Source organism: Luteibacter sp. GL_149 (assembly GCF_057834065.1).
The window spans coordinates 3,192,262-3,204,596 of sequence record NZ_CM174395.1 but is presented as its reverse complement, the minus strand read 5'-3'; the positions used below and the strand labels follow the sequence as shown (position 1 = coordinate 3,204,596).

Annotated in this window: 7 protein-coding genes, 1 tRNA gene and 1 riboswitch; of the genes, 6 read left to right on the top strand and 2 right to left on the bottom strand. The window is 62.1% G+C overall.

All coding sequences use genetic code 11. The features are described 5' to 3' along the window. The first annotated feature begins 27 nt into the window (after window positions 1-27). Window positions 28-2,223 carry a hypothetical protein gene (locus AC3IR3_RS14170; RefSeq protein WP_489193036.1) on the top strand — a complete coding sequence of 732 codons (2,196 nt, stop codon included), beginning with the start codon at window positions 28-30 and terminating at the stop codon, window positions 2,221-2,223. A gap of 65 nt (window positions 2,224-2,288) precedes the next feature. Here AC3IR3_RS14170 and gcvP read toward each other — a convergent pair whose 3' ends face one another. Then, window positions 2,289-5,159: an aminomethyl-transferring glycine dehydrogenase gene (gene gcvP, locus AC3IR3_RS14165; RefSeq protein WP_489193034.1), complete on the bottom strand. Its 2,871-nt coding sequence runs from the start codon at window positions 5,157-5,159 to the stop codon at window positions 2,289-2,291. A gap of 42 nt (window positions 5,160-5,201) precedes the next feature. Next, a riboswitch (glycine riboswitch) is annotated at window positions 5,202-5,300 on the bottom strand. A 419-nt stretch (window positions 5,301-5,719) separates the two neighbouring features. Here gcvP and AC3IR3_RS14160 point away from each other — a divergent pair. Continuing rightward, a complete protein-coding gene (locus tag AC3IR3_RS14160; protein ID WP_489193032.1) occupies window positions 5,720-7,666 on the top strand; it encodes a ricin-type beta-trefoil lectin domain protein in 1,947 nt (648 codons plus the stop codon). Between the two features lie 73 nt (window positions 7,667-7,739). Then, on the top strand, window positions 7,740-8,165 hold the full coding sequence (locus AC3IR3_RS14155) for a VOC family protein (RefSeq protein WP_489193030.1): 426 nt from the start codon (window positions 7,740-7,742) through the stop codon (window positions 8,163-8,165). A gap of 69 nt (window positions 8,166-8,234) precedes the next feature. Here AC3IR3_RS14155 and AC3IR3_RS14150 read toward each other — a convergent pair. Beyond that, window positions 8,235-8,319 (bottom strand) — tRNA-Leu (locus tag AC3IR3_RS14150). 216 nt (window positions 8,320-8,535) lie between these two features. Between AC3IR3_RS14150 and rnr the strand changes: the two genes are divergently transcribed. The 3 genes from rnr to AC3IR3_RS14135 are packed head-to-tail and all read left to right on the top strand — an operon-like array spanning window position 8,536 to window position 12,109. Next, window positions 8,536-11,091 carry a ribonuclease R gene (rnr, locus tag AC3IR3_RS14145; RefSeq protein WP_489196935.1) on the top strand — a complete coding sequence of 852 codons (2,556 nt, stop codon included), beginning with the start codon at window positions 8,536-8,538 and terminating at the stop codon, window positions 11,089-11,091. Further along, on the top strand, window positions 11,088-11,831 hold the full coding sequence (gene rlmB / locus AC3IR3_RS14140; RefSeq protein WP_489193028.1) for a 23S rRNA (guanosine(2251)-2'-O)-methyltransferase RlmB: 744 nt from the start codon (window positions 11,088-11,090) through the stop codon (window positions 11,829-11,831). Before rnr ends, rlmB begins: the two co-directional genes overlap by 4 nt. After that, on the top strand, window positions 11,831-12,109 hold the full coding sequence (locus AC3IR3_RS14135) for a CBU_0592 family membrane protein (RefSeq protein WP_489193026.1): 279 nt from the start codon (window positions 11,831-11,833) through the stop codon (window positions 12,107-12,109). Before rlmB ends, AC3IR3_RS14135 begins: the two co-directional genes overlap by 1 nt. Window positions 12,110-12,335: the final 226 nt, after the last annotated feature.

The following is a 12,335-nucleotide window of genomic DNA, read 5'->3' as shown; positions in this document are numbered from 1 at the left end:
CCAACAATAAGCATGGAGCAGGCTTTTATGGGCAAGGACAATGGATTGACGGACTCGGATCCGGCATTGAATTCCATTTCGACGCATGTCGGCCCCTCTGGGTTAGGTAAGCCCGAATTGAAGCGCATCGTCGAGGTAATGGAGCGACGGCTTGAAGCCGCCCAACCGGATGACGGTAAGAAATCGCGCCAGAAACTCCGCAAGACGCGGTTGCTGGCTGAAAGTATCGCGGCGATGGAAATGGAAGCGCCTTACACCCGAGAGCAACTGGCTACCGGTCTTCGGTATTTCATACGAGCCCAGAACGTTCTCGACCCCTTTGAGAACGTGTCTGTCCTGCCGGATCCCGAGGCCCGGGCTGTCAGCAGGATGATGAAGTGGCACTTCCGGTCCGCACTGAACGAGCAGGTCAAAGCTCGGCTGGATTCGGAATTCGGCTCGTTTAGTACTCACCTGCCGGAAGGTGGCGAGCGCGGCGGCGGTGCATCCTTGGGAGTCTCGTATGGATTCGAGCCCGGGGGCTCGGTACGTTTTTTAGTGGAGGCGACGCAGACGGTCGCGGGACTTGCGAGCAAGGCGATTCAGAAAAAAACCACCACTACAGTTGGTGTGGGGATCGGGCTTCTCAAGGACTTCGTCGGGCTCGACGCGACCCTTGGTTCAACCCGAGGCAAGACGTATGCGAATCTGGAAGATTATGTGAGCGCCGAGAGTGGCAAGCTTGGCGCCTGGTACCACGCAAGTCCATTGCGTGCGCTGGCCAACATGCGGAGCATCGTCGCTCTGGCAGGCTCCTACGAGAAAGACGCTGGTCGTCTCGCGGTTTCCCGCTCGTCGCTTAACGAGCGACTGGAACGGATGGGATTACCCGCCGATATGGTCAAACCGGTGGGGAAGGAGACGCCGCGCCCCGTCGAGTATCTGAAGGTGGGGGTCGCCTCGGCATCGGCCAGGCTTGCGTTTGGCGACGTTATCGAACTCAAGGTCGGGGTACAGGTGAAAACGGAGCAAGGGGTGAAAACCCAGTCCATGGATATCGTGGACATGTACGATTTCAATCCCGACCTCGCGCGTCGGCGGCTCGGATCGAGTGCTTCGCGCCACGCAAACAGTGACGATCTGGCAAGCGCGATGAGGACGCATGCGAAAGAGGCTAGCCGTCTGTTGACGGATATATCGCTGGGCAAAGGAGATGGCGGTGCGAAATGCAGGAGTGCCGCGCTGAGTGATTCGGCTTCGCTCCTGAAGAACTACGTATCGCTGAAGTTGGCCGGTGCCATCGATGAGTCCGCCGATCGGCATATCGTCGATTTGTTGGAGCAGCACAAATCCCTGCTTCGTCCTGCATCGCTCAGGGAGTCCATCGAAACGCCCTCGGTTCGCCATATCGTCGCTTTTGAATCGGAGGGGAGTGCGATTGTGGGCGGCAAAGCGAGTGTGGGTGCAAAGCTTTCCCTGATCGATGTGTGCCGTCACGAAGAGCCGACTTTGCGCGGCCAGTTCGTCGAGGTCGAACTGAAGGGTGCCTTTAATTCGAGAGGGTTGGTCGCGAATGTCGTCAATGAGGCCGTAGGGCAAATAGGCATGCCTGGTTTCGATGTAGGGAAGCTCGTGGAGGGAGTGGCTAACGTGGGCTTTCCGCAGGAGTGTGGTCAGGCGACTAAATCGGTTTTCAAGATCAAGGATGGTCAGCCGGTTCTGCTTGTGCATCAGACTTTCGACACGGAGCGGTCAGTATCGAAGGTGTCGATGCCAGTCGGCGCCGGGCTGAATGTCGATGCGGGAACCAGTGTGTCGGACAAACGAGTGCGACAAGCGCAGCTTGGAACGGAGTCACTCGATTATCTGATGCCGTTGGCGCGTTCCAAACTCGGCAAGCCGGGTCCCACCACCTGGTGGGACGACTATGCGGAGCAGCACGGGGCGGCTTTCGATGCGTTAGGGCGCAACATGGCCAATCCCCGTCAGGGTACCGTCTTGCAGAGGGAGATGGTCGGCATGATGGCGGCGACGCCGTCCGCGCAGCCGCACCTGGACAATTTGCGCGATGCCGCGAAGCGTTCCGACTCCGCCGCCATGCGTGCGGCGATCAAGGAGATGCTGCGCGAGCATGTCGTCAAGACTTACAAGCCGGAAGTCACGAAAGAGTGGACGTTGCGTAAGCCGCCTCTGGTGCGCAGCAGTCGGGATTCGAGCGAGGTCAGAGCACGTGGCAGGGTATAAGCCGCAAGGGATATGAATGAAAAGGCCTCGCTATGCGAGGCCTTTTCATTTCTACGACAACGCTATCAGGCGTCGACTTCGTCCTTGAACGCGTCGATGGGAATGCAGGCGCACATGATGTTCTTGTCGCCATACACGTTATCGACGCGCGCCACCGGCGACCAGTACTTCTGCAGTTTCAGGCTGGGCAGCGGGAAGGCGGCCAGTTCGCGCGGATAGGCATGCGTCCACTCCGTCGCCGTGACCATGGCGGCGGTGTGCGGTGCGTTGCGCAACGGGTTGTCTTCGCGATCCAGGCGGCCATCTTCCACGGCGCGGATTTCGTCGCGGATCTGGATCATGGCGTCGATGAAACGATCGAGTTCATGCTGCGATTCGCTTTCCGTCGGCTCGACCATCAGCGTGCCCGCCACCGGGAAGCTCAGCGTCGGCGCATGGAAGCCGAAGTCGATCAGGCGCTTGGCGACGTCCTCGGCACCGATGCCCGTGGCGTCCTTCAGCGGGCGAAGATCGAGGATGCATTCGTGCGCGACCAGGCCGTTGCGGCCGGTGTAAAGCGTCTTGAAATGCGGGGCGAGGCGCTTGGCGATGTAGTTGGCGTTGAGCAGCGCGACCTGGGTGGCCTTGCGCAGGCCCGCCGTGCCCATCAGTGTGATGTACATCCAGGAGATGGGCAGGATCGAGGCCGAACCGAACGTCGCGGCGCTGACCATGCCGACGTCGCCTTCTCCACCCAGCGAGCGCGGAAGGAACGGTGCAAGGTGCGACTTGACCGCGCACGGGCCGACGCCCGGGCCGCCGCCGCCGTGCGGAATGCAGAAGGTCTTGTGCAGGTTGAGGTGTGAGACGTCCGAACCCCACTTGCCGGGCTTGGCGACACCGACCAGCGCATTCATGTTCGCGCCGTCGGTATACACCTGGCCGCCGTGCTCGTGGACGATGTCGCAGATGGCGACCACGTCTTCCTCGAACACGCCGTGCGTGGACGGATAGGTGATCATCAGCGCGGCGAGACGGTCGGAGTATTTCTCGGCCTTGGCACGGATGTCGTCGACATCGACGTTGCCGTTGCTGTCGCACTTGGTGACGACTACCGTCATGCCGCACATCTGTGCCGACGCCGGATTGGTGCCATGCGCCGATTCCGGAATGAGGCAGATGTCGCGATGTTCCTCGCCGCGAGAGCGATGGTAGGCGCGAATGGCGAGCAGGCCCGCGTATTCGCCCTGCGCGCCGGAGTTCGGCTGCAGGCTGACCGCGTCGTAACCCGTACACTCGACAAGCATGGCTTCGAGTTCGTCGATCAACTGCTTGTAGCCGGTGGCCTGCGAGGCCGGAGCCAGCGGATGGATGTTCGCGAACTCCGGCCACGTCACCGGAATCATTTCCGCGGTGGCGTTGAGCTTCATCGTGCACGAACCAAGCGGAATCATCGTGCGGTCGAGCGCGAGATCCTTGTCGGCGAGGCCGCGCAGATAACGCAGCAACTCATGTTCGCTATGGTGCGTGTTGAATACCGGATGCTGCAGGAAGTCGACGTCGCGGCGAAGTCCGGCGGGCAGGGCGTTTCCCGTGGTCGCGTCCAGCGCGTCGATATCGTCGATCTTTGCGCCGAATACGCCGGCCAGCGCAACGACGTCCGCGCGCGTGGTCGTTTCGTCGAGACTGATGCCGACACTGGATGCATCGATGGCGCGCAGGTTGATGCCCGCGTTATTCGCGGCTGCGTGGATCGCCTTCGCATCGACGCCGGTGACGTGCAATGTGTCGAAGAAGTTGTCGCCGACGGCGACGTTCGCGCCGCGCAGGGCGCCGGCGAGGATCGCGGTAAGGCGATGCGTTCGGTTGGCGATGCGGGCCAGGCCTTCGGGGCCGTGATAGACGGCGTACATGCTCGCCATGACGGCAAGCAGGACCTGGGCGGTACAGATGTTGGATGTCGCCTTCTCGCGACGGATGTGCTGTTCGCGCGTTTGCAGCGTGAGCCGATATGCCGGCTTGCCTTCGCTGTCGACCGACACGCCGATCAGGCGGCCCGGCATCGAGCGCTTGTAGGCATCGCGGCAGGCGAGATAGGCGGCGTGCGGGCCGCCGAATCCGAACGGCACGCCGAAACGCTGGCTGTTGCCGACGACGATATCTGCACCCCAGCTACCCGGCGAAGCGATCAGGGTAAGCGCGAGCAGGTCGGTTGCTACGGCAACGATGCCGCCGCGGGCGTGCACGGCTTCGGACAGTGCGCGGTAATCGTTGATGCGGCCGAATGTATTCGGATACTGCAGCAGCACGCCGAAGCTATCGACGGTCGAACCTTCGCTGTCGTCGCCGATGTGCAGTTCGATACCGATGCCGTCGGCGCGCGTACGCAGCACTTCGAGCGTCTGCGGATGAATGTCGCGCGATACGAAGAACACGTTGGACTTCGACTTCGCGGAGCGCTTTGCCAGCGTCATCGCTTCGGCGGCGGCGGTGGCCTCGTCGAGCAGCGAAGCGTTGGAGATATCCATGCCGGTGAGATCGGCGACCATCGTCTGGAAGTTGATGAGCGCTTCCATGCGGCCCTGCGAGATTTCGGCCTGGTAGGGCGTATACGCCGTGTACCACGCCGGGTTCTCCAGCACGTTGCGCAGAATGACGTTCGGCGTGTGGGTGCCGTAGTAGCCCTGGCCGATGAAACTGCGGTAGACGGTATTGCTATCGGCGATAGCGCGAATTTTCGCGAGAGCCTCCACTTCCGTGATGCTGTCGGGCAGCGCGAGCGGAGCGGGCGACTTGATCGAGCCGGGGACGATCGCATCGGTCATCGATTCGAGCGATGCGTGGCCGACGACGCGCAGCATTTCCGCGATCTCGGCATCGTTCGGGCCGATGTGGCGCTCGACGAAGGCGTCGTGATGCTCGAGCTCGCGCAGCGAGGAAAAGGATTTCTGGCTCATGGCGTTAGGGGCGTCCGGGTACAACGTGCCGTGCCGCACGTGGGGCGCCCCTCTGTCCTTTTGCCTGAGAGTTTGGAAGCGATGGAACCGCCTCTTGCACCTTCGGCGCCGGATTCAACCGGTCTCTCCAGAGTCTTTCCCCGCGCGGTGGTATGGGAGCCTGAGCGATTACGGGCGTTGCGCCTTCGGCAGCGGGTCGGGCCCGCTTCTCCCACCGAACGATATGCCAGCGATTATACCCGCCTCGGTAAGGGATTGCCGACAGGCTGCCCGGATGGGCAGGGGCCTATCCGGGGATAGGACCGCCTCATTTGGCGCCGTTTTTGGGTGGGTGGATGCCGATAGCTGCGCGGGTCCCCGTCCCGGAAGGGGAGCGGGTCATGGGTCGACTGACTGTAGGTCCGGAGCTTGTTGGTTTCGTACTGCAGTGAATGTCTGCGAAAACGCTTTCATTGGACGGCATATGGCCAGTCCTCGCAAAGTGTCGGCCACGTCGGTGCCTAGGAATTCTTCTGAAGTCCCTGCTCTATGGTTGAGCCGGGCCACACAAGGAGGTTCCCATGAAAAAAGTCTTCTCCCGCCGCCCGCTTACGGCGGCTGTTTTCCTGGCCTGCACGTGCTGCGCTGCTGGCATTTCGGCGACAACGTCAGGGTTGCTGCCGACCACCGTCGTCGTCTTCGGGCAAGGCGCCATGCCCGAAGGGCGGCACGGCGAGACAATGAAGACTGTGCCGATCGCATCGCTTGAGCGGACCGATCTGGCGCGTCTGTCGAGCGACGAATTCCGGAAGATGCTTGTTACGGTTTCGTCGAGCGCATTGCCTTTGTCCGTCGGGGACGACGAGGTGCTTCGCCAGCTCGTCGGTTCGGGGGTGCCAGTATTCATTCGCATGGATGCCCGCTCCGAGATGGACAGGTCGATGGTAGCGAAGACTTTCGGTATTTCATCCGGGGGTGCGAATTTCCTGCTCCGTAAGGACAGCCTTCGGGGGACTCAGTTGTTCGTGGGAGGAGATGGTGCGACATGGGATAGTGATGAAGTGTCGCGTCTGCTGTCGGTCATGCGTTCCACCGAGCGCGACCGTCCTGTAAGCACGAATGGCGAGCCCGTCGAACTCGACGAGGCCGCACCGGAGGCGTCGCGCCCGGCCCGGCATTTCGACATCAACTTTCCGGATGCAACGAATGAGATCACCGGAGTCGTTGGCATCGATATCGTACGCAGCCACACCGGATCGGCGGACAACAAAATGATCACGGTCATCTCGTCCGCCACCATTGCACCGGCACGTCACGGGCTCGTCCGGACGAAGGTGAAGGGACGAGATGGCTGGGGAGCATTCGCGCCGTTGCAATACAGCGTGCGTCACAGCGTGCGGGCGCAGGGTATCGTTCCTACCTATCTCGACCATTTTCCTCTGACGGATGGCGCGACGACGTTCAAGCAAACGACGACAAAGACGGAGGGTTTTACCATCGGAGGATCGGTGGGTTCGGAAGTCAGCACGACCGGTAAGCCCGACGAGGGGCTGGCTGCGAAGTTGCCTTTCAATGTGTCGCTTGGATATTCCAGCATGAAGTCGACCGCCCTCGAGACGGAGTTCACGGATTACTCGCTCCGTGCGGCGGGCGGGGTGGAGGGCGATGTGACCTGGACGGCAGTGCTGGCGCCCGTAAAGCGGGAACCGCTGGATGCCTATGCGAGGCGCCCTATATTTCCGGCCAAGGTCTTGGAGCGCTTCAACGCGCATCTCACGCCGATGATGCACGCAGCTTCGCTGCAGGACTGGTCCCGGTGGAAAGTGCCGGGAACCTACGAGGGTGACGTGACCGTCGATGTAGCGGCAGGATATGAGTTGTGGCAATACGCATCCTATGAAAGTAGCCCCGGTAAGCATGTTTTCGATACGACGCCCATTCGTCGCGACGTATCGGCGCCCTGGACAATCGATATGTCCGATCCCTATCTGACGCCTGAGATCACGGTCCTTATTCAGTCGGTTGAGCGGTCCGGCGGATGCATGGTGGACGATGGTGGCGTCGTTGGTCTGGCTGCGTGCGATGCGGGCCTTCGTCATCAACTATGGGGATTGGATGCGCAAAGCCGGTATGTAAATCGTGGATCGGGCCGTTGCCTGGCGATCGATGAAGCCAGCAAATCCGTCATTGCCGCACGGTGCGTCACGCTATCGCCCAGCCAGCAGTGGCAGTGGCGTGCCGACAGGCTCCATGCATTAAGCGATCCCGAGCGATATCGGTTGTTCGTCCAGGGAGGTCAGGTGCGGTACGACGCGCCTCCGGGCCGATTCGACGACATTCCGGTGAATCCGTATACCCCCGTACTTCTGCCTTGGGCGGGCTATCCGTCCAGGCCGACCAAGGGGGACTTCATACCTTCGCCGGGAACCACGAAGACCGACCGGATTCCCGATAACTGGGCGGATGATTACTCGGCGGTAGGGGCGGAACAGCGTTGGCGGATCCAGGTGTTGCGTGCAGGGCTTTGACCTGGCGACCAATACTTGCTGCTCGCGACATTGACCAGGCATATCATCGGACTTCCCCGTTAAAGGATGTCCGATGACTGTGCCGCCGTTTCGCCTTGGGTGCATCGATCACGTCGTCTTGCGTGCGATCGATAGTGCCGTCATGCAGCGTTTTTATTGCGATGTACTCGGATGCCGCGAAGAGCGCCGTCAGGATGACATCGGGCTCGTTCAGCTGCGCGCGGGTTCGTCGCTTATCGATCTGGTTTCGATGGACGGCAAGCTCGGGGGTATGGGAGGTGCCGCGCCGGGCTCCGAAGGGCACAACGTCGATCACATCTGCCTGAGTGTCGAAGGTTATGACGAGGCGGCCATCAAGGCGCATCTGCAGGCACACGGCGTGCGCATTGGCGACATCGGATCGCGCTACGGCGCGCAGGGCGAGGGCCCGTCGATCTATCTCTACGATCCGCAGGGAAATATGGTGGAGCTCAAGGGGCCGCCGGCATCCGTAGCGTGACCGGATTCGCACGCGAATCTAAACGCCGGAAACGACAAAGCCCGCATCGCTGCGGGCTTCGTCTACAATTGGTGCCCAAGAGAGGACTCGAACCTCCACGGTTTTACCCGCTAGTACCTGAAACTAGTGCGTCTACCAATTCCGCCACCTGGGCAGGTGTCACAAGACGTTCGCGCCTCGTGAGCCGCGTAGATTAGGCATCGGCCCGTGGCTTGTCAACAGTCTGTTTACATCGGATGCGAAAATACCGCGTCCCTCCATACAAGGTTTCTACGTGACAAAAACCAAGCAAGGCTCCGGCGGTCCGCGCGGACCGAGAAAGCCCAGGGCCACGCGTCCGGCGAAAGCGCTCGAGCGCTATAAGGACGCCATGCCGCCCCGGCCGGTCGATCCGCAGGCCGATCGCGAAGCGAAGCGCTACGAACAGCCCATTCCCAGCCGCGAGGCGATTCTGGCGCTGCTGAACGACCGCGGCGAGCTTCTTTCGGCCGAGGCCATCGCGCTCGCGCTGGGTCTGTTCACCGAATACGACATCAACGCGCTGGGCAAGCGCCTGGCGGCGATGATCCGCGACGGGCAACTGCTGCAGAACCGCCGGGGCACCTACGCCCCTGCCCAGAAGCTCAGCCTGTTGCCCGGCCGGGTGATCGCCAATGCCGAAGGCTACGGCTTCCTTCGCCCGGACGAGGGGGGCGAAGATCTCTATCTGTCGCCGCAGCAGATGCGCACCGTACTGCATGGCGATCGCGTGCTTGCCAGCGTCGTCGGCATCGACCGCCGCGGCCGCCGTCAGGGCGCCATCGTCGAAGTGCTGGAACGCCGCTCGCCGCGCCTCGTCGGTCGCATCGTCATCGAGAACGGTATGACGCTGGTCGAACCCGATGATCGTCGCCTGCACCAGAACATCATGATTCCCGCCGGTCGCGAAGCCGGCGCGCGCCAGGGCCAGATCGTGGTCGTCGAGATCACCGATCCACCCACCGCGCATCGCGGGCCGCTCGGTACGATCCGGGCCGTCCTTGGCGAACGTCTGCAGCCGTCGCTGGTGGTCGAAATGGCCATCGCGAGTCACGACCTGCCTCACGAATTCCCGCCGCAGGTCATCCGCCAGGCGGAAGAGGTTGAGCCGCAGGTCACCGCCGCCGACCGCGCCGGCCGTACCGATATCCGCCACCTTCCGCTGGTCACCATCGATGGCGAGGACGCGCGCGACTTCGACGATGCCGTGTATGCCGAGCCGCTGAAGGATGGCGGTTTCCGCCTGATCGTCGCGATTGCCGACGTATCCCATTACGTGCCGGTGGGCACGCCGCTGGATGCGGAAGCCTACGAGCGCAGCACGTCGACGTATTTCCCGGGCTTCGTCGTTCCGATGCTTCCGGAAACGCTTTCCAACGGCATCTGTTCGCTGATGCCGAAGGTCGAGCGCATGTGCATGGTCTGCGACATGGAGATCGACGAAGAGGGCGAAGTCGTCCGTTCGAAGTTCTACGACGCGGTGATGCTTTCGCATGCGCGCCTGACCTATAACAAGGTCTGGCAAGCCGTGGGCGAGCGCAATCGCGACGTCCGGCAGGAAATCTCCGATGTCCTGCCGCAGGTCGAGAACCTGCATCGCCTGTATAAATCGATGGCCAAGGCGCGCAAGCGTCGCGGTGCGATCGACTTCGAAACTCCCGAGGTGAAGTTCAGCCTGGCGCAGTCGGGCGAAGTGGTCGCCATGGGTGCGCAGCAGCGTAACGATGCGCACAAGCTGATCGAGGAATGCATGATCGCGGCGAATGTGCAGGCCGCGAAGTTCCTGTCGAAGCGGAAAGTGCCCGCACTGTATCGCGTGCATGCGCCGCCGCCGGCGGAAAAATACGAAGACCTGCTGCAGTTCCTGCGCGAGTTCAAACTGAAAATGCCACCGGCCGACGAAGTCACGCCAGCCGATTTCTCCGCGTTGCTGCGGAAGGTGCACGATCGTCCGGAAGCGATGCTGATCCAGTCGGTGCTGCTGCGTGCGCAGAGCATGGCGGTGTACCACCCCGAGAATCAGGGACACTTCGGTCTGGCCCTCGACGCGTATGCGCACTTCACCTCGCCCATCCGTCGCTATCCCGACCTGCTGGTTCACCGCGCTATCCGTTACGCCATCGCGAAGAAGAAGCCAGCCGAATATACCTACACCGAAGCCGAGATGGCCGCCATGGCCATCCATTGTTCGCAGCGCGAGCGCCGTGCGGAAGAGGCCGAGCGCGATGTCGACGAGCGTTTCAAGTGTGCGTGGATGGAAAAGCACGTTGGCGAGGAATTCGACGGCACCGTGACCGGCGTGACCTCGTTCGGCCTGTTCGTGGAACTGACCGAGTCGCGCGTGTCGGGCCTGGTTCATGTCTCCCAGCTACCGAACGACTACTACAAGTTCGATCCCATCCGTCACCTGCTGTCGGGCGAGCGTGTGGGTACGCAGTACCGGTTGGGCGACCACGTACGCGTGCAGGTGCTGAGAGCAAGTCTGGAAGATCGCAAGATCGACTTCCGCCTCGTGGCGCTGGTGGCAGCACCGGTACGTGGCACGGCGAAGGAAGCGCCTGTCGCGAAGCCCGCCGCGAAGTCGGGCATGAGTGCCGCCATCGGTCGTGCGGCGAAGGCCGTCGGCCGCGTATTCGGTCGCGGTAAGAAGGTCGCCAGCGAACCGCGTGCGAGCGATAATCCGCCTCCCGCGCCGAAGCCCCCGTCGCGTCGACGCGACGAGCCGGACGTGGCACCGCCGCGTTCCACGCGCCGGAAGGTCGAGGTCGAAGTGCCAAGGCCCTCGCGTCAAGGTGGCAAGGCGGCGCCGTCCGGTAAGGGCGGTAAGCCTCGCGCATCGGGCGACGCACCGTCGAAACCGGCGCGTAAAACGACACCGCAGAAACCAAGGAGCAAGCCCCGGTCATGAGTGAAACCTGGATAGTCGGCATCAATCCGGTCGAAGGCGCACTTGCCAACGATCCGGAACGTGTCCGCGAAGTACTGACCGAGCAGGGCTCGAAGAACGCGCGTGTCGGCGAAATCGCCGACACCGCGCGCAAGCTGAAGATTCCGGTGAAGCCGGTGGCGCGCGAGCAGCTGGAAAAGCTGGGCGGCGAAGTGCGGCATCAGGGCGTCATCGCGCGCTATGACGTTCCGCCCCTTCGCGGCGAGAACGACCTGCCCGATCTGCTGAAGGCCGCTGGTGCGAATGCGCTGGTGCTTGTACTCGATGGCGTGACCGATCCGCATAATCTCGGCGCTTGCCTGCGTAGTGCGGCGGCGGCGAACGTTACGGCGGTCGTTGTGCCGAAAGACCGCGCTGTCGGCATTACGCCGACGGTGCGCCGTGCCTCGGCGGGCGGTGCCGATCTGGTGCCCGTGATCGCGGCGACGAATCTCGCACGCGCCATGCGCATGCTGAAAGATGCCGGTGTCTGGATCACGGGACTGGATGGCGACACTCAGCAGTCGATCTACGGCATCGACCTCAAAGGTCCTATCGCACTCGTCATGGGTAGCGAAGGAGACGGCATGCGTCGGCTGACCCGCGACACCTGCGATTTCGTGGCTCGCATTCCGATGCCGGGAAGCATGGAGAGCCTCAACGTCTCCGTGGCGACGGGTATCGTCCTGTTCGAGGCATTGAGGCAGCGTGGAGGCAAGTAATGGAAACGCACTTTCTGTGGCATGACTGGACGGGGCTTGCCGGCGTCATCCTGGTCCTGATCGCCTTCTTCCTGCTCCAGGCACACAAGCTCGGCGGTCACTCGTACGTGTATCAGTCGATGAACCTGCTCGGTGCGCTGGGCATACTGCTGTCGCTGATCTTCGGCGAGTTCAATCTGTCGGCGTTCCTGCAGGAACTGGCCTGGTTCCTGATCAGCGCTTACGGCATCGCGCGCGGCGTTCGTGAACGGCGCGCGATGAAAATCACCGCCCTATAGGCGGATCGTCCTGAGTATGGGGCGGTCGGATGCAACGTTCGGTCGCCCCATATATTTGCCGTGACGACTTTTTGTATTCCGGGCAATTGTGCATAGGGCGGCACCTCGCCCGAATCGGGGTGATGCGTCGCCGCGTGATGCCATCGGCCTTCTCTTTGCGTCTGCCTCGGACGATAGGATTCATTTAGGCGCACGGGCAACCTACGTAATGAAGGTACTCATCCTT